Annotated in this window: 20 protein-coding genes and 1 tRNA gene; 15 read left to right on the top strand and 6 right to left on the bottom strand. The window is 61.7% G+C overall.

Translation table 11 applies throughout. The annotated features are described in order from the left end of the window. Positions 1-46: 46 nt before the first annotated feature. Together rpoH and ACVNHC_RS17615 are read right to left on the bottom strand one after the other, a co-directional pair. The gene (gene rpoH / locus ACVNHC_RS17620) at positions 47-937 is read right to left on the bottom strand and encodes an RNA polymerase sigma factor RpoH (protein WP_457168377.1); all 891 of its coding nucleotides are present in this window, start codon (positions 935-937) and stop codon (positions 47-49) included. 175 nt (positions 938-1112) lie between these two features. Further along, on the bottom strand, positions 1113-2138 hold the full coding sequence (locus ACVNHC_RS17615; RefSeq protein WP_457168375.1) for an RluA family pseudouridine synthase: 1026 nt from the start codon (positions 2136-2138) through the stop codon (positions 1113-1115). Between ACVNHC_RS17615 and ACVNHC_RS17610 the strand changes: the two genes are divergently transcribed. Both ACVNHC_RS17610 and ACVNHC_RS17605 read left to right on the top strand, forming a co-directional pair. Then, on the top strand, positions 2137-2514 hold the full coding sequence (locus ACVNHC_RS17610) for a DUF6476 family protein (protein WP_374631063.1): 378 nt from the start codon (positions 2137-2139) through the stop codon (positions 2512-2514). The two genes, ACVNHC_RS17615 and ACVNHC_RS17610, sit on opposite strands and share 2 nt — an antisense overlap. A gap of 116 nt (positions 2515-2630) precedes the next feature. Next, positions 2631-2705: transfer RNA gene (locus ACVNHC_RS17605), tRNA-Glu, on the top strand. 141 nt (positions 2706-2846) lie between these two features. Here the strand turns inward: ACVNHC_RS17605 and ACVNHC_RS17600 are convergent. Then, on the bottom strand, positions 2847-4040 hold the full coding sequence (locus ACVNHC_RS17600; RefSeq protein ID WP_457168373.1) for a hypothetical protein: 1194 nt from the start codon (positions 4038-4040) through the stop codon (positions 2847-2849). A gap of 120 nt (positions 4041-4160) precedes the next feature. Continuing rightward, positions 4161-4793, bottom strand: a complete 633-nt coding sequence (locus ACVNHC_RS17595; protein WP_050472495.1) for a DUF1134 domain-containing protein — start codon at positions 4791-4793, stop codon at positions 4161-4163. A gap of 341 nt (positions 4794-5134) precedes the next feature. Here ACVNHC_RS17595 and ACVNHC_RS17590 point away from each other — a divergent pair, with 341 nt between their 5' ends. From ACVNHC_RS17590 to ACVNHC_RS17555, 8 genes are all read left to right on the top strand, one after another. Continuing rightward, entirely contained in the window at positions 5135-5572 is a 438-nt protein-coding gene (locus tag ACVNHC_RS17590; RefSeq protein WP_050472562.1) for a YHS domain-containing (seleno)protein, read from the top strand. 103 nt (positions 5573-5675) lie between these two features. Next, the gene (chpT, locus tag ACVNHC_RS17585) at positions 5676-6317 is read left to right on the top strand and encodes a histidine phosphotransferase ChpT (protein WP_050472496.1); all 642 of its coding nucleotides are present in this window, start codon (positions 5676-5678) and stop codon (positions 6315-6317) included. Between the two features lie 133 nt (positions 6318-6450). Next, entirely contained in the window at positions 6451-9213 is a 2763-nt protein-coding gene (locus tag ACVNHC_RS17580; protein ID WP_050472497.1) for a hybrid sensor histidine kinase/response regulator, read from the top strand. Further along, positions 9210-9689, top strand: coding sequence for a chemotaxis protein CheW (locus ACVNHC_RS17575; protein ID WP_050472498.1), 480 nt, complete (start codon positions 9210-9212; stop codon positions 9687-9689). The genes ACVNHC_RS17580 and ACVNHC_RS17575 overlap by 4 nt, the downstream gene beginning before the upstream one ends. 43 nt (positions 9690-9732) lie before the next feature. After that, positions 9733-10098: a response regulator gene (locus ACVNHC_RS17570; protein WP_026355815.1), complete on the top strand. Its 366-nt coding sequence runs from the start codon at positions 9733-9735 to the stop codon at positions 10096-10098. Positions 10099-10119: 21 nt separating this feature from the next. Then, entirely contained in the window at positions 10120-11316 is a 1197-nt protein-coding gene (locus ACVNHC_RS17565; RefSeq protein ID WP_050472499.1) for a protein-glutamate methylesterase/protein-glutamine glutaminase, read from the top strand. Beyond that, a complete protein-coding gene (locus tag ACVNHC_RS17560; protein WP_457168369.1) occupies positions 11313-12188 on the top strand; it encodes a CheR family methyltransferase in 876 nt (291 codons plus the stop codon). Before ACVNHC_RS17565 ends, ACVNHC_RS17560 begins: the two co-directional genes overlap by 4 nt. A 290-nt stretch (positions 12189-12478) precedes the next feature. Continuing rightward, positions 12479-13465 (top strand): MBL fold metallo-hydrolase, encoded by a 987-nt coding sequence (locus ACVNHC_RS17555; RefSeq protein WP_457168588.1) that lies wholly within the window; start codon positions 12479-12481, stop codon positions 13463-13465. Between the two features lie 144 nt (positions 13466-13609). Here ACVNHC_RS17555 and ctrA read toward each other — a convergent pair whose 3' ends face one another. Continuing rightward, entirely contained in the window at positions 13610-14302 is a 693-nt protein-coding gene (ctrA, locus tag ACVNHC_RS17550) for a response regulator transcription factor CtrA (RefSeq protein ID WP_019965068.1), read from the bottom strand. Positions 14303-14675: 373 nt separating this feature from the next. On the opposite strand from ctrA, the gene fliI reads away from it, so the two are divergent. Then, complete coding sequence (gene fliI, locus ACVNHC_RS17545; RefSeq protein ID WP_457168367.1) at positions 14676-16001, top strand: flagellar protein export ATPase FliI; 1326 nt, start codon at positions 14676-14678, stop codon at positions 15999-16001. A gap of 29 nt (positions 16002-16030) precedes the next feature. After that, complete coding sequence (gene fliJ / locus ACVNHC_RS17540) at positions 16031-16438, top strand: flagellar export protein FliJ (RefSeq protein WP_019965066.1); 408 nt, start codon at positions 16031-16033, stop codon at positions 16436-16438. Between the two features lie 85 nt (positions 16439-16523). Here fliJ and ACVNHC_RS17535 read toward each other — a convergent pair whose 3' ends face one another. Then, positions 16524-17615: a DUF2336 domain-containing protein gene (locus ACVNHC_RS17535; protein WP_082675940.1), complete on the bottom strand. Its 1092-nt coding sequence runs from the start codon at positions 17613-17615 to the stop codon at positions 16524-16526. Between the two features lie 545 nt (positions 17616-18160). Here ACVNHC_RS17535 and ACVNHC_RS17530 point away from each other — a divergent pair. The 3 genes from ACVNHC_RS17530 to ACVNHC_RS17520 all read left to right on the top strand — a co-directional run bounded on the left by ACVNHC_RS17530 (position 18161) and on the right by ACVNHC_RS17520 (position 23466). Continuing rightward, entirely contained in the window at positions 18161-20305 is a 2145-nt protein-coding gene (locus ACVNHC_RS17530; protein WP_457168364.1) for a mechanosensitive ion channel domain-containing protein, read from the top strand. Positions 20306-20738: 433 nt separating this feature from the next. After that, entirely contained in the window at positions 20739-22343 is a 1605-nt protein-coding gene (locus ACVNHC_RS17525; RefSeq protein WP_457168362.1) for an ABC transporter substrate-binding protein, read from the top strand. A gap of 115 nt (positions 22344-22458) precedes the next feature. Next, positions 22459-23466 carry an ABC transporter permease subunit gene (locus ACVNHC_RS17520; protein ID WP_050472563.1) on the top strand — a complete coding sequence of 336 codons (1008 nt, stop codon included), beginning with the start codon at positions 22459-22461 and terminating at the stop codon, positions 23464-23466. Positions 23467-23522 lie beyond the last annotated feature (56 nt).

Genomic DNA, 23522 nt, shown 5'->3' with positions numbered 1-23522 from the left:
AAGTGCGCGTCCCGTTTCATCAAATGCCATTGATGCTGGAAATCAATCAGGCCGGAGCGGACGTCTCCATTTCGCGGGCGCTCTTCTGCACCGCCTTCTGCACCTTTTCAAAGGCGCGCACCTCGATCTGGCGCACGCGCTCGCGGCTCACGCCAAATTCGGTGGAGAGATCTTCCAGCGTGATCGGATCTTCCGACAGGCGGCGGGCCTCGAAGATGCGGCGCTCGCGGTCATTGAGAACCGACATGGCATTGCCGAGCAGCTTGCGGCGCATGTTGAGTTCTTCCTGGTCGGCGAGGATCGTCTCCTGGCTTTCGCTTTCGTCCACCAGCCAGTCCTGCCACTCGCCGGAATCGGCCTCGGCAGCCCGGATCGGCGCGTTCAGCGAGGCGTCACCGGCCAGACGGCGGTTCATGGAGATCACGTCTTCTTCCGGCACGCCCAGCTTGGTGGCGATGGCCTGCACCTGATCCGGCTTCAGATCACCTTCTTCCAGCGCCTGAATACGGCCCTTGAGGCGGCGCAGGTTGAAGAACAGGCGCTTCTGATTGGCGGTGGTGCCCATTTTCACCAGCGACCAGGACCGCAGGATATATTCCTGGATCGCGGCCTTGATCCACCACATGGCGTAGGTGGCGAGGCGGAAGCCTTTTTCGGGCTCGAAGCGCTTGACGGCCTGCATCAGGCCAACGTTGCCTTCCGACACGACTTCGCCAAGCGGCAGGCCATAGCCACGGTAACCCATGGCAATCTTGGCGACGAGACGCAGGTGCGAGGTCACGAGCCGTTCGGCGGCAGCAGGGTCTTCATGCTCGCGGTAGCGCTTGGCGAGCATGTATTCTTCCTGCGGTTCCAGCATGGGGAAACGGCGGATCTCGTCGAGATAGCGGCTGAGGCCGCCTTCGCCTGCCGTCAGCACCGGAATGTTCTGGGCCATGAAATGCGCCCCCTTTCCTAAAACCTTCTGCGTTCCCCTACCGGACGTCTGGCAGCACCGCTTGTGCTGCCACTCAGGGCAAACGCTTCACAATGGCATCCGTTCCCGGATCACCGTCAGTTTCAAGATATAAGCAAGATCTTGCCGAAAACAGGACCGTAAAGGGGGCTGGAACCTAAAATTTTCGTAATGCTTCGAGAAGCGTGGCGAAATCCTCGGGCATTTCGCTTTCAAAATACAGCGTTTCGCCATTCACCGGATGCTCGAAGGCAAGGACGCCGGCATGCAGCGCCTGCCTGGGAAACTCAACGACAGCGCTGCGCAGGGGCTCGGGAAGCGGGTTCGCCTTGGTCTTGAAACCGGCACCGTAAACCTGATCGCCAATGAGGGGCAGGCCGATATGGGCCATGTGCACACGGATCTGGTGGGTGCGGCCCGTCTCCAGCCGGCATTCCATCAGCGAGGCCAGCGGCGGCTGGTCAACCGGGCCGAAGCGCTCGATCACCTGCCAGTGGGTGATGGCCTCACGGCCGCCCTTGCGCACCACGGTCATCTTCTGCCGGTTGCTTTCCGAGCGGGCAAGATTGGCTTCGATGGTGCCGCGCAGGGCACCGGGTCCGCCCCAGACCAGCGCCAGATAGGCGCGCTCCAGCGGGCCGGTGCGGCCATGGTCGGCAAACTGCTCCGACAGGCCCTGATGGGCAATATCGGTCTTGGCGACAACCAGAAGTCCCGACGTGTCCTTGTCGAGGCGGTGGACGATGCCGGGGCGCTTGACGCCGCCGATGCCCGACAGGCTCTCGCCGCAATGGGCAATCAGCGCGTTGACCAGCGTGCCGGTCCAGTTGCCCGCTCCCGGATGGACGACGAGCCCGGCCGGCTTGTCGATGACGATGAGGGCATCATCCTCGTAGACGATGTCGAGCGGGATGTCCTCGCCCTGCGGCTCGGGATCCTCCGGCTCGGGCATGGTCAGGCTCAGGCGGTCGCCCTCATGCACCTTGTGCTTGGGCTCTTCGACGGTCTTGCCGTTGACCTGCACCTCGCCACCCTTGATAAGGGCCTGTACCCGGTTGCGGCTGAGGCCTTCCAGCCTTGCGGCCATGACGGCATCGAGGCGCTTGCCTGCATCTTCTTCAGAAGCGATAAAGCCGGATGCCCCATCCAGCCCCTGCGGCGCCTGAGGAGAAGTATCGTTCATGACCAATTCCGCCTTCAAAGACCGGGATGTGGAGACCAGCACACATGAGGAGGAAGCTCCTCTGGACCCTGCCGTGCTGCGGGTTCAGACGCGCCTGCGCCGCCTCATGGCGGGCTCCACGCTGATCATGTTCGCCGGATTTGCCGCTCTCTTCGCAGTAATCGTGTACAAGGTCAATTCCGTGGGCAAGGAAAACAGCGGCGTTGCCCTGCCGGAGACGGTGAAACTGGGGGCAGGGGCCGAGGTGCTGGGCCTTTCGCCGGGGGCGGATGGCAGCCTCATCCTGCTGGTTCAGCAGGAGGGCGCGTCCCAGTTGGTGCATCTGGACGCCTCATCCGGCGAAATCCTGGGCCGCACGAAGCTGCTGGCGGAGTGAATGCTCCGGTCCGGAAGCCGGGGAAGGTGTTTTTCCCCGGCGGATCAGAACTTTGCCCTTGCATGGCTCTGCTGTTGAGCCTATATGAGCGGCCTCGCAGCACGATTGCTGCTGGCGCTCCCATCGTCTAGCGGTCAGGACGCCGCCCTCTCACGGCGGAAACAGGGGTTCGATTCCCCTTGGGAGTACCAAACTCTTCCCTCACATGATGGATATGAGACCACACAGCGTTACGCGCTGCGTGCGGGCTTTGGCGTGTTTCATCCGGGGATGTCAGTTTCCAGATCTGAACAGCAAGGCAGGCCAGAGGCTTGCGGCATGCTGCCTTCGCCTCAGGCGACCACCTTCTTTTGCGGGTCTGCCGGGGCAGATGCAGGCGTTGCCGTGACGGCTGACGGTGCTGCTGCCGCTGCCGCCTGTGCTGCCTGCTGCTGGCTGGCGGCAGCGGCGGCGCTGGCACGCACGATCTTGCCGGCCAGCTGCGCCGGGCTGAGCTGCGTTGGCTGTGCCGGCTTGGCGGCTGCCTTCTTGCGCGTCTTGGCCGGCTGGGGAGCGGCCGGGGCTGGGGCTGGGGCTGGGGCTGAGGTTGGCCGCGCTGCGGGCGCCGCAGCCGTGCCGCCCGTCATGGCCTTGGTGATGGACTTAAGCTCGCTGCGAAGATCCTGGACCGTCGTGCTGGACGCCAGTTCGCTGCGCAGCCGCAGGTTCTCGCCGCGCACGCGGGTGAGTGCGCGCTCCTGCGCCGCCGTGCGGGCCGCCAGCCTGGCTTTCTCCGTCTCTGCCGCCTGAAGTTCGCTGTCGAGCCGTGTCATCAGCGTCTCGGGCTTTGCGCCGGCCATGTCCAGATGCAGGCTCAGGCGCGCAATGTCGGCCTGGGCGGCGATCAGATCGGCTTCCTTGTCGAGAAGGCGGGCTTCCAGCTGGGCAATCGTCTTGCGCAATGCACTGCCGTCGGCATCCGGTTCCATCTGGCTGGCGAGTGCGCCGCCCCGGAAGGCCTCAAGCTGGCGCTTCATCGTGGCAATCTGCGCTTCCAGCGAGGTGATGGTGGCGAGCGCTGCTGTATCTGCCGTGCCGGTCAGTTCGGGCGCTTCGGCCTCGAAGGTCTTTTCCAGAAGGGCGGAGTAACGGGCGCCCAGTTCGGAGAGGGTGTCCTTCAGGCGGGCTGAATCGCGGCGTTCGGCCTCAAGCTGCTCCTCCAGCGCCTTGTCCTGGCGCAGCTGGGCGTGATGCTCGCGCTCCAGCGCCAGCTGGGCGGGCAGTGCGCGTCCGGCCTCGGCTCGGAGCCGGGTGCTTTCTTCCTTGAGCCTTGAAAGTTCCCGCTCCAGGCGGCGCAGCTCCACGGCATGTTCGGCGCGCAGCGTGTCGCGGGCGGCCATGATCTCGCGGTAGCTGGTTGGCGTGGTGGCCAGCACCGCTTCACGTGTCAGGCGCACGGCGCGTTTCCACACGGCAGACAGAACAGCAAGGCCCAGCAGACTGGCTGCCAGGAACCCCAGAAGTCCATACATTGCCGCTTCGATCACACGCCGTCTCGCTGGTTCTGAAGTCTGTTCTGCTGCCAGTTACCTTCATCAATACCGCAGCAGAAAGGGCAGGCCAAGAGGCCCGCCCTGAAAAGCTGCCGTTCAGATAACTTCCGCAGATCAGAAAGGATTCCAGGTCGGGCGCTGGGTGAATTTGAGGTAGCCCATGTTGACGCCGAGGCGGGCGCCGACGCCGGCCCGCACGGGCACGACATAGATGTTGTTATAGGCAAGCACCGTCATGCCGAAGCCGCCGACGAGATAGGCCGAGCCATTGACGCCGACATAGCGGCGGTAAATGTCCTCCACCACCGGCAGATTGTAGATCAGCATCATGACGCGGGCGCCGTCGCCGCCGAAGTCCCAGCCGATCGACGGGCCCTGCCAGAAGATCTTGTGATTGCCTGCATTGCGGGTGTAGAGGTCGCCCTCGCCGTAACGCGCACCGGCAACGATCGCGCCAGACCCTTCCTCGCCTAGAATGTAGCCGTTGGGCTCGCCATACTGGCTGATGGCCTTCTCAATGACCGAGGCAAGGCCGCCAGAGATTTCACCGAAGAAGCGATGGCCGGCGTCCAGAATTTCCTGCTGGTTATAGCTGCCGCCCGGAGGTGAACCCTGGGCCAAAGCGGCCCCTGAGCGGCCCATGAGGGCAGCACTCGCGACCGAGCCGAGCATGAAGCCCATCAACGCGCGCCGGCTGATCGGGCGGCCTTCGCTGGAGCTGGTTCCGGAAGCCTTGTTGTCTGCCATCTTGGTGTTTCTCCAAACTTAAAATTCACAGCCATGCGGCTGAAGCTATTCTCTCTTCAAAGCCTGACCTGACGCTTGCGCCGCACACGGCATGCGCGGGGGGAGAGGGGCAGGCGCCATACCGGACAAACGCGCAATCACCTTTGCAGTTCCAGGTTCATTGTCCGTGCCGCCCGTCACTGTTTTCACTTTGCCTCACCCCGGACGTGTCCCGGTTGGAACGGAACAGGCATTTCGTAGTATGAAGACCAAGCGCTCGAATCATGGCAGCAGGACCCGAATCAATGTCAGAATTTACCTTGAATCTGACAAGGTTATGGCTTCCGGCCAAGCAATTCGCCATGGCGGCCGTTTTCTTTGCGCTCAGTGCCGGTGGTGCTCCTGCCCGCCCGGATTTCTATCTGGCCGATCCGGTCACGGCCTATGCCATTGGCGGCTATGATCCTGTCGCATTTTTTGTCGACGGCTATCCGCGGCTTGGCGACCGCCGGATCGAATTGTCCTGGCGCGGCGTGCGGTGGCTGTTCGTCAACGAGGGCAACAAGGCTGCCTTCGAGCGCGATCCGGAGGTCTATGCCCCGCAATATGGCGGCTGCGGCGCCTATGCGCTGGTGGAGGGCTATGCGACGGCAGGCAATCCGGCCATCTTTGCGGTGGTTGAGAGCCGGCTTTATTTCTTTCATACGGCGGTGAACCGCTACCTGTTCCTGACCTCTCTCGAGACCTCCGTCGAGGCAGCGGCGGCAAATGCCCTTAAAACTGGCTGTTTGCTGCCCTGAAAGGACTGCATTCCCTTGGCAGGGCCTGCCTGCCTGTGTAACGCTTTGGTACATTTTCTCGAATCATGTCTGCAGCTGGCCAGATCTGGAGCTTTGTCCGTCCATGTCCGAAATGAAAGATCTCACCTCCCTCGACCTCTCGGCCTTGGTGTCCAGCCGTATCTGTCACGACATCATCTCGCCGGTGGGGGCTATCATCAACGGGCTTGAGGTGCTGGACGAGGACGGCTCCGGCGACATGCGCGAATTCGCCATGGAACTGATCCGCAAGAGTGCGCGTCAGGCCTCCGCAAAGCTGCAGTTTGCCCGCCTTGCCTTTGGCGCGGCTGGCTCTGCCGGGGCAGAAATTGATCTGGGCGATGCCCAGTCCGTGGCGGGCGCGCTCATGGAGAACGAGAAGTCAAATCTCAACTGGCAGATTGACCGGCAGCTGATGCCGAAGAACTTGGTTAAGCTTTTGCTAAACTTGCTTCTGATCGCCAATCAATGCGTGCCGCGCGGGGGCGAGATCACCGTTTCGATGACCGGCCAGCCTGCCAGCCCGTCCTTCGAATTGACCGCAAAGGGCGTGAATCCGCGGATTCCGCTGGGCATGCAGGCGACACTGTCGGGCGAAGAGCCCGAGCGCGTCGATGCGCACTCCGTGCAGCCGATTTATACTGTTCTGCTGGCGCGTGAATGCGGCATGAAGATTGATATTGTCAAAGACGACGAGGGCGTAAGGCTTACCGCAACTCAGGTATAGAAATCACTGGCAGGAAGCTGAACCCGCTTCAGTCTATCTTAACTGTTTAGGGCCAACCTCACGACATGGACATCCCGGTCCAGCCGTCCCTTCGGGGGCGCGGAACCAGTAACTAGTCGGGTGAGTGCAGGCCATGGACGACCTCCTCAGGGAATTTCTGACCGAGACCAGTGAGAGTCTCGATGTTGTGGACGTTGAGCTCGTCAAGTTCGAGCAAGAGCCAAACAACGCGACCATCCTGGACAACATTTTCCGGCTGGTTCACACCATCAAGGGCACGTGCGGCTTCCTCGGGCTGCCGCGCCTTGAAGGGATTGCCCATGCTGCCGAAACCCTCATGGGCAAGTTCCGTGACGGCGTTCCGGTGACGCCTGAAGCGGTGTCGCTCATTCTCAGCTCGATCGACCGGATCAAGGAGATCCTGGCCGACCTGGAAGCTGCAGAAGGCGAAGAGCCGCAGGGCGATGACAGCGATCTGATATCCGAGCTGGAGCGGATGTCGATGAGCGCGCAGACACCTGCGGCCGCGGCAGCTCCGGAGCCGGAGCCGGAACCAGCTGCCGAAGACATGCCGCTGCAGATCCTTGAGCGCCCCCTGCGCCCCGGTGAAGTTTCCCTTGATGAACTTGAGCGCGCATTCCGCGAGACCGAGACCGAGGTCGAGGTTGCTGCGGTTGAACCCGAGCCCGCCCCCGCACCCAAGGCCCCGGCTGCTGCTGCACCGGCTGCCGCCGAAGCCAAGCCTGCCAAGGCCCCGCGTGCGCCTGTTGCCCGTGATGACGACGGCGAGGACAAGGCTGACAAGAAGGCTGCTGCCGGCGGCGGTGTCTCCAACCAGTCCATCCGTGTCGCGGTTGAAACTCTTGAACACCTGATGACGATGGTGTCCGAGCTGGTGCTGACCCGTAACCAGCTGCTGGAAATCGTCCGCCGTCACGAAGACAGCGAATTCAAGGTGCCGCTGCAGCGTCTGTCCAACGTGACGGCCGAGCTGCAGGAAGGCGTCATGAAGACCCGCATGCAGCCGATCGGCAACGCCTGGCAGAAGCTGCCGCGCATCGTGCGCGACCTGAGCCAGGAACTGGAAAAGCCGATCGAACTGGAAATGATCGGCGCCGAGACGGAACTCGACCGTCAGGTCCTTGAGATGATCAAGGACCCGCTGACCCACATGGTCCGCAACTCCGCCGACCATGGCCTCGAAATGCCTGCGGCCCGCCGTGCAGCCGGAAAGCCGGAAAAGGGTATCATCACCCTGTCCGCTTACCATGAAGGCGGCCACATCATCATCGAGGTCAAGGACGACGGCCGCGGTCTCGATGTCGACAAGATCAAGGCAAAGGCAATCGAGCGCGGTATTTCGACCGAAGCCGAACTCGACAAGATGACCGATGCGCAGATCCATCGCTTCATCTTTGCCGCCGGCTTCTCCACGGCCGCTGCCGTCACCAGCGTCTCCGGCCGTGGCGTCGGCATGGACGTGGTGCGCAACAACATCGAGCTGATCGGTGGTACGGTTGACCTTCGCTCCACCCCGGGCAAGGGCTCCAGCTTCATCATCAAGATCCCGCTGACGCTCGCCATCGTCTCGACCCTGATCGTCGAGGCCAGCGGTGACCGTTTCGCGATCCCGCAGCTCTCCGTGGTCGAACTGGTCCGCGTGCAGACCAACTCCGAGCACCGTATCGAACGCATCAAGGACACGCCGGTTCTGCGCCTGCGCAACAAGCTGCTGCCGCTGCTGCATCTGTCGCAGCTGCTGGGCATCTACGAGGGCGAAAACGCAGAGAAGGCCATCGACGAGGACAACGGCTTCATCGTTGTCATGCAGGTCGGCAGCCAGACCTTCGGCGTCGTGGTGGATGGCGTCTTCCACACCGAGGAAATCGTGGTCAAGCCCATGTCCTCGATGCTGCGCAACCTCAACATGTTCTCCGGCAACACCATTCTGGGTGACGGCTCGGTGATCATGATCATCGATCCGAACGGCATCGCTTCGGCCATGGCCAGCCACGCTTCCAGCGCGGTTGCCGAGCAGAACGAAGAGCAGGAAGACGCACGGAGCCGTCTCGGCGAAGGCCAGAAGCCGATCTCGCTGCTGCTGTTCCGTGCAGGGGCTCCCGAGCCGAAGGCCGTGCCGCTGTCGCTGGTCACGCGTCTGGAAGAGTTCGAGGTCTCCAAGATCGAGCGTTCCAACGGCCGCGATCTGGTTCAGTACCGCGGTGCCCTCATGCCGCTCGTCTATGTCAACGAAGGCGACCACCACAAGACGGAAGGCACCCAGCCGATGCTGGTGTTCTCCGACAGCGGCCGCTCCATGGGCCTCGTCGTCGACGAGATCGTGGACATCGTTGAAGACCGCCTGAACATCGAGGTTGGCTCGGAGCGTCCGGGCATCCTGGGCTCGGCCGTCATCAAGGACCGCGCAACCGAAATCCTCGACCTCGGCTACTACCTGCCGCAGGCCTTCGAGGACTGGTTCATGCGCAAGGAGATGGACATCCGGTCGCTGACCAAAAAGATCCTCTTCGTCGACGACTCGGCCTTCTTCCGGAACATGCTGACGCCTGTCCTCAAGGCCGCCGGCTATGACGTCACCACCTGCACCGGTCCGGACGAAGCGTTCGAACTGCTGGAGAGCGGCGTCGAGTTCCAGGCCATTGTCAGCGACATCGAGATGCCGCGCGTCAACGGCTTCGAGTTCTGCGAAGCCCTGCGCCGCGATCCGCGCTTCCGCAAGATCCCGATCCTGGCCCTGTCGGCCATGGTCACGCCGGCATCCATCGAGCGCGGCCGTCAGGCAGGCTTTGATGACTATGTGGCAAAGTTCGACCGTCCGGGCCTGATCGCGGCCCTCAAGGATGTGTTCTCTGGTGAAATGGGAGTGGCCGCATGAGTGCCGTTGACCACAATCTCGCCGGTTCCGGCAGCGACATGATCCAGTACGTCACCGTGGTGATCGGTGGCCAGCTGTTCGGCCTGCCGATTTCCCAGGTGCATGACGTGTTCGTGCCGGAAAGCGTCACCCGCGTGCCGCTGTCTGCTCCGGAAGTGGCCGGTGTGCTGAACCTGCGCGGCCGGATCGTCACCGCCATCGACATGCGCCGCCGCCTGCATCTGCCGCCCCGTCAGGACGGCCAGATGATGGCTGTCGGCATCGAATACAAGCACGAATCCTACGGGCTTGTGATCGATACGGTGGGTGAGGTGCTGACCCTGTCGGCCAAGACGGCGGAGCCGAACCCGCAGAACCTCGACAAGCGCTGGTCGGAAATCTCGGGCGGTGTGCACCGCCTGGATGGCCAGCTGATGGTGATCCTTGATGTAGAGCGCCTGCTCGGGGCGATGATGAGTGAGCCCATGGCCGCTTGAGGCCATGGATGCTCAGAACCCGGGTACTATGGAGAACAGGCAGATGAAACAGTGTCTTGTAGTGGACGACTCCAGCGTGATCCGCAAGGTCGCACGCCGGATTCTTGAGGACCTCCATTTCGAGATCACCGAAGCCGAGGATGGGCAGCAGGCGCTGGACGCCTGCCGCAACCAGATGCCTGACGCCATCCTGCTCGACTGGAACATGCCGGTCATGGATGGCCTCGAGTTTCTGACCAGCCTTCGCCGCGAGCCCGGCGGCGACAAGCCTGTCGTGGTCTTCTGCACGACGGAAAACGATGTAGCGCACATTGCCCGTGCCATCCGGGCCGGTGCGAACGAATACATCATGAAACCCTTCGACCGGGAAATCGTCGAGGCGAAATTCCAGGAAGTCGGTCTGATCTAACCCTTTCACAGGGCAGCCAGGATGGCATTTGCACAGACAAATCTTACCACGGGATCGACACCAAACACCGACCCCATCCGCGTGATGGTGGTTGATGATGCGGTGGTCATCCGTGGACTTCTCGGCCGTTGGCTGGATGCGGACCCGGCACTCGCCGTCGTCGCATCGCACCGGAACGGCAAGCTGGCTGTTGATGATATTCTGCGCAGCAACCCGGACGTTGTTGTGCTTGATATTGAAATGCCGGAAATGGACGGTCTGACGGCGCTGCCGCTCATGCTGGCCAAGAAGCGTGATCTTATCGTGGTCATGGCCTCAACGCTGACGCGCCGCAACGCCGAGATCTCTCTCAAGGCGCTGTCGCTGGGTGCTGCGGACTATGTGCCCAAACCGGAAAGCACTTCGGAGCTGACCACTTCGGTCGACTTCCGCCGGGAGCTTCTGGACAAGGTCAAGGCGCTCGGAGAGCGTGCCCGCCGTATCAACAGCCGCGCCCGCGTCATGCGTGCAGAAACGGCCGCTGGACGTACGGCTTCGCAGGCGCCCGTGGGCGCGCTGGCGACCCGCCCGGCACTGGCAACCCGTGCTGAAGCACCGAAGCAGGGCCTGCAGACCAAGCCCTATTCGTCGGCCCGCCCGCGCATTCTGGCGATCGGCAGCTCGACCGGCGGCCCGCAGGCGCTGCAGCAGGTCATGCGCGATATCGGCCCGGTGATTGGCGACATTCCGGTGGTCGTGACGCAGCACATGCCGCCGACCTTCACGGCCATTCTCGCCGAACACATCGGCAAGGCCGCGATGCGCCCCTCCAAGGAAGGGCAGACAGGTGATGTGCTGCAGCCGGGCCATATTTATGTGGCGCCGGGTGGCAAGCACATGATCCTGGAAAAGGACGGGGGTGCGGTAAAGATCCGCCTGACGGATGATCCTCCGGTGAATTTCTGCAAACCTGCCGTCGATCCGATGTTTGACAGCGTTGCCAAGGCCTATGGCTCGGCAACACTGGCGCTCATCCTGACGGGTATGGGCTCGGACGGCGCGAATGGCGTGAAGACCATTTCCGCCGGTGGCGGCAGCATTATTACTCAGGACGAGGCTTCCAGCGTTGTCTGGGGCATGCCTGGGGCAGCTGCCAACACGGGCCTGTGCAGCGACATTCTGCCGCTCATGGAAATTGGACCCAAAATTGTGCGCGTGTTGAAGGGGACTATCCGATGACACCGGCCGAATATGAATTCCTCAAGCGCTTCCTGAAAGAGCGGTCCGGTCTGGTCTTGTCTGATGACAAGCAGTATCTGGTCGAGAGCCGTCTGGTGCCGGTGGCGCGCAAGAATGGCATTGACGGCCTGTCCGCGCTGGTGGGCTCGCTGCAGCGCGGCGGCAACGCCATGCTGGCCAATGCCGTGGTGGAAGCGATGACGACCAACGAGTCGTTCTTCTTCCGCGACAAGACGCCGTTCGATCATTTCACCAACATCATGCTGCCGGCGATGCTTCAAAACCGTGCCAGCAGCCGCAGCGTGCGCATCTGGTGTGCGGCTGCCTCCACCGGTCAGGAACCCTATTCCCTGGGGATCTGCCTGAAGGAGAACGCGGCCAAGGTTGCCGGCTGGCGGTTCCGCATCCTCGGCACCGATCTGTCCACGGAAGTGCTGGAGAAGGCCAAGACCGGCATCTACAGCCAGTTCGAGGTGCAGCGCGGCCTGCCGATCCAGATGCTGCTGAAGTATTTCTCGCAGCAGGGTGACCTGCGGCAGATCAACCCGGATCTGCGTGCCATGATCGAGTGGCGCAAGCTGAACCTTCTGGAGAATTTCAGCCACCTCGGCGAATTCGACATCGTGTTCTGCCGCAACGTGCTGATCTATTTCGACCAGCAGACCAAGGTGGATATCCTGCACCGCATCGCCAAGATGATGCCGGATGACGGATATCTGGTGCTTGGCGCCGCCGAAACCGTGGTGGGCCTGACCGATGCCTTCCAGCCGGTGCCGGGCCAGCGTGGCCTCTACCAGCTCAAGCAGGCAGCCGCAAAGCCTGCGTCCCGCTTCGCCGCCGCTGGTGCAACGTCTGCCTTTGGCCTGAAGTAATACCAATGCTCGATGAGCTTGACTCATCGAGCATTGGGTAAGCCCGTGCGGCGCTTGAGCATTTTCAAGGCGTGATGCGTCAGCATCTCAGCGCCTTGGTATAAGCTGCCCGGATATCTCTTGTGCTGATGGCCGCCCAACCAGGGCGGCCATTGGCTTTTCGTCTTCACGATCGCGTCAGATCACGGCGTTCTGCTTGATCTCAACCTGTGGTGCTCCAGTTTGTCAGGCGAGGCTTGGCACATTCAGTCTCAGGCCATGAACGACTGATCATTTGGAGAACCGGGATGATGGATCAGCCAGTTTCATTCAATCGCCGCCATATTCTGGCCGGAGGCGCCGCGGGGCTGACGGCCGCAGGCGCAGCGGGCCTCGGTCTGGGTCTTGCGCCGCTTCGCGCGCAGGCCGCAGCACCCATGCAGACGGAAGCCCTTCTTTCCGTCTCCCGCTTCAAGGTGGGCGCCTTCGAGGTGACGGCCCTTCTGGACGGGGCTGCGGTGAGCGAGGAGCCGCAGAAGACCTTCGGCATGAATGTGCCTGCCGAAGAGTTCAACGCGGTGTCCGAGGCCAATTTTCTGCCGGTGGACAAGTTCCGCAATTCCTTCACCCCGGTGCTTGTGAATACCGGTGACAAGCTGGTGCTGTTCGATACCGGTGTGGGTGAGGGCGGACGCCCGGACCGTGGCAACATGCGGGCGGCACTGCAGGCCGCAGGCTACAGCCCCGAGCAGGTGGATATTGTGGTGCTGACCCATATGCACCCGGACCACATCGGCGGCATGCTGGAGGGCGGCAATCCCGCTTTCCCGAATGCGGTCTATGTTGCGGGTCAGGCCGAGTATGATTTCTGGGCCGCGCAGGATCCGGCCAGCAATGGCGTGGCCAAGCTGATGGAAACCCACGTCAAGCCTTTCGCCGAAAAGATGACCTTCATTGGTGACGGTGGCGCCGTGGTTTCCGGCATCACCGGCATGGATGCTGCCGGGCATACGCCGGGCCACATGATCTACAATCTGGAATCGGAAGGCCGGCGCCTGGTGCTGACCGCCGACATGACCAATCATTTCGTCTGGTCACTGGCCCATCCGGACTGGGAAGTCCGCTTCGACATGGACAAGGCCGCCGCAGCGGAAACGCGCCGCAAGGTGCTGGGCATGATTGCTGCCGACCGGGTGGCCTTCGCCGGTTATCACATGCCGTTCCCCACCGTCGGCTTTGTCGAGGCCAATGGCGATGGGTTCCGGTACGTGCCGGCCGCCTATCAGTTCAGTCTCTGAACCTTCGGCTTCTTTGCGCAATGCAAGAAACCCGCATCCGGTTGCCGGATGCGGGTTTCTTGCAATTTGCGGCTCAGATTGCAAAAAAACCCCCGGCCTTGCGGACGGAGGTTCTCCTGAAGCGGATGAAGCGGGGTGGCTGTCTCAGGCAGCCACTTCCATGTCGGGTTCACGCAGCACATAGCCACGGCCCCAGACCGTTTCGATGTAGTTCTTGCCGGAGGTGGCCGATGCGAGCTTCTTGCGCAGCTTGCAGATGAACACGTCGATGATCTTCAGTTCCGGCTCGTCCATGCCGCCATAGAGGTGGTTCAGGAACATTTCCTTGGTCAGGGTCGTGCCCTTGCGCAGGGACAGGAGTTCCAGCATCTGGTACTCCTTGCCGGTCAGGTGGACGCGCTGGCCAGCGACTTCCACCGTCTTGGTGTCGAGGTTGACGCGCAGGTCGCCGGTAACGATCACGGACTGTGCGTGACCCTTCGAGCGACGGACGATGGCGTGGATACGGGCAACCAGTTCGTCCTTGTGGAACGGCTTGGTCATGTAGTCGTCGGCGCCGAAGCCGAGGCCACGCACCTTGTCCTCAATGCCGGCAAGGCCGGAGAGGATCAGGATCGGTGTCTTGACCTTGGAAACGCGCAGTGTCCGCAGGACTTCGTAACCTGACATGTCCGGCAGGTTAAGATCCAGCATAATGATGTCGTAGTCGTACAGCTTGCCGAGGTCGATGCCTTCCTCGCCAAGATCTGTCGTGTAGACGTTGAAATTCTCGGACTTCAGCATCAGCTCGATGCTCTGCGCAGTGGCGCTATCGTCCTCAATCAACAATACACGCATGTCAATCCCCTTGTGCTGCCTATTCTGGGCAAATCGCAACAGTTCAGCCGGTGCGCGCGCTACGTAGGACTGATTGTCAACCCCGACTCACTTCGTGAATTATGGTTAACAAATTCTGATTCCCCGCAGCAAGCACCAATAGTCTGAAACTGTGAAAAAACGCCCAGTCATGTGAGAGCCCGGGCAATCGGGGCTTCCATATGCGTTAACGTTTCACATCAGGAAATCAGGCTAGCTGATTCCAATCAGACTCGTTTGACCTTACCATCACGCCCTGAAATGGCTTTCGCCTCTCAACGCTTCGTTCATTAACATTAAGCAGAGATGTAAACGTTCGGTTACCAGCGGCCCACGGATCGAGAGGAAGTTTGGTGTGAAGGCACTTTTTGCAGAGATCGAATCGTTGATGCCCGCTCAGATATGGGGCCGGGTTGTGGCGGTGCAGGGTCTGCTTGTCGAAATTGCCGGTCCCATTCACGAGATGAGCGTTGGTGCCCGGCTGGCCATCGACATTGGCGATGGCATCCCGCCCGTCTATGCCGAGGTGGTGGGCTTCCGCTCCGGTCATGCGCTGTGCATGCCGTTTTCGGGCCTCGAAGGTGTACGCATGGGGTGCCGGGCGCTTGTCGCTTCGCGTGACAGTGTCGTGCATCCGGCGGCCCGCTGGCTGGGCCGCGTCATCAACGCCATGGGCGAGCCGATCGATGGGAAGGGACCTCTGCCCGGCGGCGAGGCGGCGAAACGTTTGCGCACCGCGCCGCCCCCGGCCGCCGACCGGGCCCGCGTCGGCCCGCCGCTGGATCTGGGGGTGAGGGCGCTCAACACCTTTATCACCTGTTGCGAAGGCCAGCGTATCGGCATCTTCGCCGGTTCCGGCGTGGGCAAGTCGGTGCTCATGTCGATGCTGGCACGCAATACGGATTGTGATGTGTCGGTGATCGGGCTCATCGGCGAGCGCGGGCGCGAGGTGCAGGAATTCATCGAGGATGACCTGGGCGAGGAGGGGCTCGCCCGCTCGGTCGTCGTGGTGGCCACGTCGGATGAAAGCGTGCTGATGCGCCGTCAGGCGGCCTATCTGGCCATGACGGTTGCGGAATATTTCCGTGACGAGGGCAAGAAGGTGCTCTGCATGATGGATTCGATCACCCGCTTTGCCATGGCACAGCGCGAGATCGGCCTGTCCATCGGGGAGCCGCCGACCTCCAAGGGCTATACGCCGACCGTCTTCACCGAATTGCCGCGCCTCCTGGAGCGGGCCGGTCCCGGCAAGGTCGACAGCGGTTCGATCACCGGCCTGTTCACCGTGCTGGTGGAAGGCGACAACCACAATGAGCCCGTGGCCGATGCGGTGCGCGGCATTCTGGATGGGCACGTGGTGATGGAACGGTCGATTGCCGAAAGAGGGCGGTATCCGGCCATCAATGTGCTAAAGTCAGTTTCGCGAACCATGCCGCGCTGCGTTCCGCAGGACTATCTCCCGGTGCTGCGCAAGGCCAAGGCGCTGATGGCGACTTTTGCGGACATGGAAGAACTCATTCGCCTTGGTGCCTACCGGCGCGGGTCGGACCCCTTGGTGGACGAGGCGATTTCACGTCATGATGCGCTTGAGACATTTCTGACACAGGGCAAGGGCGAGGCGACGCCTCTGGATGAGGGCTACATGCAGCTTGCCAACCTTTTGGAAATGACTCCGGGTTAGAGTGCGCCTTGTAAGGGGAGTACCGAGTAATGAAGTCCCGAGAAAGCCTCATTCGTCTGAAGCGGTTCCAGGTGGACGAGAAGCGCCGCCAGGTTACCCAGATTGAATCGATGATCGCCGAATTCCACCGCATGGCGGATGAACTCGACGACCAGATCCGGACCGAGCAGGAGCGTGTCGGCATCACCGACGTCACGCATTTTGCCTATCCGACCTTTGCAAAGGCCGCGGCAACGCGGCGCGACAATCTGCGCAACTCCGCGCATGAGCTGGATGACCAGCTGGAAAAGGCCCGCGACGAGCTGAGCGAAGCGATTGAAGAGCTGAAGAAATTCGAGCAGCTCGAAGAGCGCGACCATCAGCGGGAACGGGAAGCGCAGGAGCAGGCAGAGCAGGATCAGCTGGATGAAGTTGCAGGACGCGTACGCGCCCGCTGATCGGAATTTTCAGAACGGACACGGGGCTCGCGTGGATGCGCGGGCCTCGTGCCGTTTCAGCATGCACTGATGTGCTGTCCGCAGGTCATGATGATGGGGTTTCGGAAGGCGGTCGGCGCGGACGGTGTGCTGCAAAGTCGCTGCGGGCACGCTTGCGTTCCAGCTCGCTGGGGGTCTCGCTCGCAAAGCGTTCGATGAGGGCTTCTGCATGATCTGGCTGGATATGCATGTGCTTGGAGCGCGCGCGGACAAGATGGGCGAAGCTAGAGACGGACAGCCCGGCGAGGCGGGCGAAGTGCAGCAGCCTGTCACCTTCGACGCTGAACACGGCGGAGCGTACATGCGCTTTGTGGGTGTTGCAGGCCAGGGCGATGAGATCGGCTGCATTGGTCAACCGGTCATCTTCGAGCATGAGCAGAATGACATCGTCCAGCAGGGCAGAGCCGAGGGTGATGGCGCGCCAGAGCCGACCGGTGTTGGATGTATCCAGAAGCGTTCCCAGCTTGCGCCGGATCTTGCGCCGGCGGGCGATTCCCTCCAGATCTTCGGCTGTCAGCTTGCCGGCTGCCAGTTCTTTCAGGCGCTCCTGGGTTTCCTTGCCGACGAAAGGGATCAGGCTGCGGCAGATGCGGGGTGTCAGGTCGGCGCGCAGCGTCATTTCTTCCCTCAGCGCAGCATCATCCTGGGCTGCTTTTGCGAGGCTCGCCAGTGCGCCTTCCGAGAGCCTGATGCGGCGGTTGCCCGCAAGGCGGCGCCAGACCCGGACCTGACCGCGCCGGACCAATGTGTCTGACACGTCCGCCGGCAGATCACCGCGCCGGGTCATGCATTCAAGGTGATCTTCCCCGAGATCCTCTGCAAGGGCGGCCAGTTCCTGCGGGCCAAGGGCCGGAGAGTGTTCCAGAACCGGGCGGGCGACCTGAAGCTCGTCCTGCGCCAGCCGGACGGCAAGCCCGGTGGGTGTTCCTGCAAAGGGACCGATCTTTTCAGCAAGGCGCACCCGGTCGTCCAGCGGGCTGTCGTCGAGCAGGCGCTGAATCACCTGGTCGAACAGCTGCAGTTCCTCGACGGAGTTTTGGTCTGCCCGAAGCAGTAAAATGTCTGCCAGCTTCTGCATCAGCTCGCTGCGAGCATCCGCGGAAGGGTTCATGGCTAGACTAATCAGCTCTTCGGCCATGATTTTTCCGTCTGTTTCCAAGGGCAATTTAGTGTTCTTACTGTTAGCAAAGGGTTATCAGCCTGCCTTGAAGGTTCTGACCTTTTCTGTACGGGAGATCGTCTCAGTCAAGGGAATTCCGGGATTGCCTAATTTGGTTGCCTGCACGGAAAAACTCCATCTGCTATCTCTGTCATGCTGCCAGTCTGGATATTGCCGTATTGTTTGCTATGACTTAGCGCATGAGATGCACAACCGCCCGACTCACAGCTTCGCTCGGCCGCTTTTGCGGTCCCCTGTTGGCCGTTCTGCTGGCGGCTGCGGCGCTTAGCCCGGTTGCTGCACAAAATGGCGCTCCGCTGAGCGTGCCTGCGGCCCAGCAGGATCAGCCGCAACTGCAATCCCGGCCAGCTTCCGAGGCTTCGAGGCCGGGGCAAACTCCAGCCCAGACATCAGCGCAGTCCAGTCAGGCTTCCGGATCGCAGGGTGCGCCTCAGACCCAGGCACAAGGGGCGCAGCAGGCGGGCGCGGCCGCCGTCACCACGGCCGCCGGTGAGCGGCAATCCATGGCCGAGGCCCGTGATGCACTGGTCAAGGTGCTGCAGGATCCCGCTGGCCGGGCCGCGCTGATCGGGCTTCTGGAAGGGCTGGGGCAGGCGGAACAGGCAGGCGGCGCAGCTTCCGGTGCTTCGAATGGTGCTGCCGCACCTGCGGCGCCTGCTGCAGCCGAGCCGCAGGATGACACCTTTGCGGTCAGGGTAGGGGCCTACACCAAATATGTGATCGACGACTTCATCAATGTTGCCGAGCGCATGACGATTTCCCTGCGGGGGTTTCACTTGCTCGCGACCGGAGAAGTGACGGTCAAATGGGACCGGATCCGCCACACCGCGCTTGAGTTGCTGGTTGTTTTTGCCTGCGCTTTCGCCGTTTACTGGCTGCTGCGGCAGTTTGGCCGCCCGGTGGCCGACAGGCTCGAGAAGCAGGCAGGGCAGCGCGGCTGGCTCTGGCGCGCAGGTCTGCTGCTGTTGCTGGCATTGGCAGACGTGGTGGCCCTTCTGCTGGGGGCCGTGGCTGGTTATGCGGCGGCGCTGATCCGGCTTGGGCCGTTGCAGAGCGGTCTTTCCCTGTTTGAGACGCTGGCGCTCAATGCCTTTGTGATCACCGGGCTTGCCCGGCTGGCTCTTCGCATCACCTTTTCACCTGCGCGCGAAAAGCTGCGCCTGCTGCCGATGTCCAATACGCATGCGCGCTACTGGTCGCGGCGGCTGGGGTTTGTGGTGTCATTCCTTGGCTATGGGGTGATGCTGGCGGTGCCTGTGGCAAACCTGACGATTTCGATCGCAGTGGGCAATGCCTTGCGGGTTCTGGTCGTGCTGCTGGCAACGGCGATTGCGGCCATCATCGTCCTGGTCAACCGCAATGATGTCAAAACCTCCATGGCGGCCTATGCCCATTCGCTGGAAGGGGAAATCGGGCGCCATGCCTTGCTCGCGCTCTCCCGTGTGTGGGCGCCGCTGGCCCTGCTCTACATCCTCGTGGTGTTCGGTATCTGGATCACCCGTCCGTTCGAGGCGACCCGTGTGGTGGTGACCGGCACCGGCCTGACCATGCTGACGGTGCTTGGCGCCATGCTGCTGTCGCTGATGATGACAAGGGCCATTTCCGGAGGCATCCGCCTGCCGGAGGACCTGAAGGAGACGTTGCCCGAGCTGGAGGGCCGGGTGAACCGGTTCATTCCTCATGTGCTGCAGGTGCTGCGGGTGCTGGTTGGCCTGCTGGCGGGTGCCATCCTGCTGCAGGTCTGGTCGGTGCTGGATGTGACCGGCTGGCTCTTTGAAGGGGCCGGCGGCGGACTGATGGGCCGTCTTACTTCGGCCTTGGTGATTGTGCTCATCTGCTTCGGTATCTGGCTGGCGGTCATGTCCTGGACGGATCTGCGCCTCAAGGGGCGGAATGATTCCATCATTTCGTCGCGCGAGCGGACCTTGTTCCAGCTGTTCCGCAATGCCTTCACGGTGATCGTGATCATCATGGCTGCCCTGCTGGCCTTGTCGGAACTGGGCGTCGACATCGGCCCGCTGATCGCTGGTGCCGGTGTTCTGGGCCTTGCTGTTTCCTTCGGTGCGCAGACCCTGGTGAAGGACATCATCACCGGTGCCTTCATCCAGATCGAGAATGCCATCAATGAGGGCGATGTGGTTACCGTCGCCGGGATTACGGGTTCGGTGGAACGGCTGACCGTGCGCTCCGTGCGCATGCGCGATGTGAACGGCACCACACATATCATCCCGTTCTCGTCGGTCGACATGGTGTCGAACTTCATGCGCGACTTCTCCTTCCATGTGGCGGAGATCGGCGTTGCCTACAACACGGATATTGCCAAGGCGAAGGCGGCGATGAAGGAGGCGTTCGACCGGCTGAAAGGTCTGCCGGCCGGCGGCAGCATCATCGGCGATCTCGACATGCACGGTGTCACGGCCTTCGGTGATTCCGCCATCACATTGCGTGCCCGCATCAAGACCTTCCCCGGCGCCCAGTGGGCTACGGGACGCGCCTATAACGAGCAGCTCAAGATCGCCTTCGACGAGCATGGCATCGAGATTCCGTTCCCGCAGGTCACCTATCATGTGGCCGAGGGACGCCCGCCGATGCTGACGCAAGAGGATCAGTCCAAGGGTAGCGGGCCCGGATCTGCCTCTGCGACGTAGCGCCTTCGCACAAGATTGCCCCGGCCTGCCGGGCTGTGCCGGGTGCAAAACCGGCTGGCCATAATTTTTGTACAAATGGTCAAAGTCTTCTATATGCGGTCAACCGTGGTCTGTCAGACTAACGAATAATACGACTTATTCGTGTGGCTTGATGTTGGTGTGTGTTCGATTTTTTTCTTTTTTGACTCTTGGCTGCCCTCCGGATCCGAAAGGAACTCGGGATCGTTTTTCATATATTGGCTTCAGTTTAGCTTTGTCTTTTTGTTCTGCGGAGAGAATTGGAAAAATCCTTCCAGATCCGCGGAGAAGAAGAAATAATTTGGCGGTTGATTTCAGGCCAAAAAGCGGCCTTATTTCGCTCAAGGCCGTGTTCCAGCCCGCCAAACATTAACGGCGGGGTCGCGGCCCTTTCATCAAAGGGGAGAACAGTTTGATGATGATGCGTAAAACCCTCAAGGCTGCGCTTCTGGGTGCAACCCTCATTGGCGTTGCTGCAACCGGCGCGCAGGCAAAGACGCTGGTCTATTGCTCCGAGGGCTCTCCGGAAGGCTTCGACCCGGCACTCTACACGTCCGGCACCACGTTCGATGCGTCCTCCAAGACCGTCTACAACCGTCTCGTCCAGTTCAAGCCGGGCACCACGGAAGTTGTTCCGGGCCTCGCCGAAAGCTGGTCCGTATCCGACGACGGGCTGGAATACACGTTCAACCTGCGCAAGGGCGTGAAGTTCCACACCACCGACTATTTCACCCCGACGCGTGAGTTCAACGCTGACGACGTTCTGTTCTCCTTCAACCGTCAGGGCCAGAAGGACAACCCCTGGAACCAGTACACCGCTGGCGCTTCCTGGGAATATTATGACGGCATGTCCATGCCGGAGCTGGTGAAGGAAATCGTCAAGGTCGACGATTACACCGTGAAGTTCGTCCTGACCCGTCCGGAAGCGCCGATGATGGCGAATCTGGCCATGGACTTTGCCTCGATCCTCTCCGCCGAATATGCCGACCAGCTCGACAAGGCCGGCACCCGGGATCAGCTGAACCAGCAGCCGATCGGCACCGGCCCGTTCGCCTTCGTCGGCTACCAGAAGGATGCGGTGATCCGCTATCAGGCTTTCGCCGACTACTGGGACGGCAAGCAGCCGGCCGATAACCTCGTCTTCGCCATCACCACGGATGCGGCCGTGCGCCTGCAGAAGCTGAAGGCCGGCGAGTGCCATGTGATGCCTTATCCGGCCCCGGCCGACATTGAGGCCATCAAGGCAGATGCCAACCTGCAGCTGATGGAACAGGAAGGCCTGAACATCGGCTACCTGGCCTACAACACCCAGCTGGCGCCGTTCGACAAGCCGGAAGTGCGCAAGGCCCTCAACATGGCGATCAACAAGGACGCCATCATCTACGGTGTGTTCCAGGGCTCCGGCCAGAAGGCCACCAACCCGATCCCGCCGACCATGTGGTCCTACAACACCTCCATCCAGGACGATCCGTACGATCCGGAAGCGGCCAAGAAGATGCTTGAAGAAGCAGGTGTGACGGATCTGAGCATGAAGGTCTGGGCGATGCCGGTGCAGCGTCCCTACAACCCGAATGCCCGCCGTATGGCCGAGCTGATCCAGGCTGACTTCGACAAGATCGGCGTCAAGGTCGAGATCGTTTCCTACGAATGGGCCGAGTACCTGAAGCGCTCGAGCGATGTGCAGCGCGATGGCGCCGTGCTCCTCGGCTGGACCGGTGACAACGGCGACCCGGACAACTTCCTGGCCGTTCTGCTGGGCTGTGACGCTGTGGGCGGTGCAAACCGTGCCCAGTGGTGCAACCAGGACTTCGACGCGCTCGTGAAGAAGGCCAAGACTGTCTCCACCAAGGAAGAGCGCACCAAGCTTTATGAAGAAGCTCAGGTCGTCTTCAAGGAGCAGGCTCCGTGGGCAACCATCGCTCACTCCGTCGTGTTCATGCCGATGTCGAAGAATGTCTCCGGCTACGTCATGGATCCGCTCGGCGGCCATTCCTTCGTTGGTGTCGACATCGCTGAATAATCGATGACACTCGCGGGGCAGCGGAGCCAACTGGCGCCGCTGCCCTTTGCTGTTCCCGGGTGGCGGCGCGCTGGCTCAGTCAGGCGTGCCGCTGCCCCTCATCCGGAACCGGACCATGATACGATTTCTCCTGAGCCGTCTCGGCCTGCTCATTCCGACCTTTCTCGGTGTGACGCTGATCTCCTTCAGCTTCATCCGCCTGCTCCCGGGTGATCCGGTTGAGCTTCTGGCGGGGGAGCGCGGCATTGATCCCGAGCGCAAGGCGCTGATTTTCCAGCAGCTGGGCTTCGACAAGCCACTGTGGGAGCAATATCTCGACTTCCTCGTCAAGATTTTTCACGGCGATCTGGGCGTCTCTTTCGCCACGAAGAAGCCGATCCTGACCGAGTTTCTGCAACTCTTCCCTGCGACGGTGGAACTTGCCTTCTGCGCCATTCTCATTGCCGTGCTGCTGGGCATCCCGCTTGGCATCTTCGCGGCAGTCAAGCGCGGCACGGTGGCCGATCAGACCATCATGGGCACCGCGCTCGTCGGCTATTCCATGCCGATCTTCTGGTGGGGTCTGCTGCTGATCATCCTGTTCTCGGTGACACTGCAGTGGACACCGGTTTCGGGCCGCATCTCGCTGATGTATTTCTTCCCGCAGGTGACCGGCTTCATGCTGATCGACAGCCTGCTGTCCGGACAGAAGGGCGCGTTCCTGTCTGCCGTCCGCCATCTGATTCTTCCCTCGATTGTGCTGGCGACCATTCCGCTGGCCGTTATTGCCCGGCAGACCCGCTCGGCCATGCTGGAAGTCATGGGTGAGGATTATGTGCGCACGGCCCGGGCCAAGGGGCTGCCGCCGCTGCGGGTGATTGGCCTGCATGCGCTGCGCAACGCGCTGATCCCCGTCATCACCACCATCGGCCTGCAGGTAGGTGTCCTGCTGGCAGGCGCGATCCTGACCGAGACGATCTTCTCCTGGCCCGGCATTGGCAAGTGGCTCCTCGATAGCGTTCTTCGAAGAGACTACTTCGCCGTACAGGGAGGGCTGCTGCTGGTTTCTGGCATCATCATGCTGGTGAACCTGATCGTTGACGTGCTTTACGGGCTCATCAACCCGCGTATCCGGCACAACTGAGCGCGGAGGAAAAACCATGACAAAAACCTCAGAGGCCGCACCCGTTTCGGCCGAAA

It is taken from the genome of Pannonibacter sp. Q-1 (assembly GCF_054073275.1).
This window is presented reverse-complemented; position numbering and strand designations above follow the sequence as displayed.

Bases quoted from the DNA above. Each gene is read 5' to 3' on its own strand.
- ACVNHC_RS17560 (WP_457168369.1), top strand. From the start codon at position 11,313: ATGACACCGGCCGAATATGAATTCCTCAAGCGCTTCCTGAAAGAGCGG.
- ACVNHC_RS17555 (WP_457168588.1), top strand. From the start codon at position 12,479: ATGGATCAGCCAGTTTCATTCAATCGCCGCCATATTCTGGCCGGAGGC.
- ACVNHC_RS17580 (WP_050472497.1), top strand. From the start codon at position 6,451: ATGGACGACCTCCTCAGGGAATTTCTGACCGAGACCAGTGAGAGTCTC.
- ACVNHC_RS17615 (WP_457168375.1), bottom strand. From the start codon at position 2,138: ATGAACGATACTTCTCCTCAGGCGCCGCAGGGGCTGGATGGGGCATCC.
- ACVNHC_RS17595 (WP_050472495.1), bottom strand. From the start codon at position 4,793: ATGGCAGACAACAAGGCTTCCGGAACCAGCTCCAGCGAAGGCCGCCCG.
- rpoH (WP_457168377.1), bottom strand. From the start codon at position 937: ATGGCCCAGAACATTCCGGTGCTGACGGCAGGCGAAGGCGGCCTCAGC.
- chpT (WP_050472496.1), top strand. From the start codon at position 5,676: ATGTCCGAAATGAAAGATCTCACCTCCCTCGACCTCTCGGCCTTGGTG.
- ACVNHC_RS17575 (WP_050472498.1), top strand. From the start codon at position 9,210: ATGAGTGCCGTTGACCACAATCTCGCCGGTTCCGGCAGCGACATGATC.
- ACVNHC_RS17565 (WP_050472499.1), top strand. From the start codon at position 10,120: ATGGCATTTGCACAGACAAATCTTACCACGGGATCGACACCAAACACC.
- fliJ (WP_019965066.1), top strand. From the start codon at position 16,031: ATGAAGTCCCGAGAAAGCCTCATTCGTCTGAAGCGGTTCCAGGTGGAC.
- ACVNHC_RS17590 (WP_050472562.1), top strand. From the start codon at position 5,135: ATGGCGGCCGTTTTCTTTGCGCTCAGTGCCGGTGGTGCTCCTGCCCGC.
- ACVNHC_RS17525 (WP_457168362.1), top strand. From the start codon at position 20,739: ATGATGATGCGTAAAACCCTCAAGGCTGCGCTTCTGGGTGCAACCCTC.
- ACVNHC_RS17610 (WP_374631063.1), top strand. From the start codon at position 2,137: ATGACCAATTCCGCCTTCAAAGACCGGGATGTGGAGACCAGCACACAT.
- ACVNHC_RS17535 (WP_082675940.1), bottom strand. From the start codon at position 17,615: ATGGCCGAAGAGCTGATTAGTCTAGCCATGAACCCTTCCGCGGATGCT.
- ACVNHC_RS17570 (WP_026355815.1), top strand. From the start codon at position 9,733: ATGAAACAGTGTCTTGTAGTGGACGACTCCAGCGTGATCCGCAAGGTC.
- ACVNHC_RS17530 (WP_457168364.1), top strand. From the start codon at position 18,161: ATGGCCGAGGCCCGTGATGCACTGGTCAAGGTGCTGCAGGATCCCGCT.
- ACVNHC_RS17520 (WP_050472563.1), top strand. From the start codon at position 22,459: ATGATACGATTTCTCCTGAGCCGTCTCGGCCTGCTCATTCCGACCTTT.
- ctrA (WP_019965068.1), bottom strand. From the start codon at position 14,302: ATGCGTGTATTGTTGATTGAGGACGATAGCGCCACTGCGCAGAGCATC.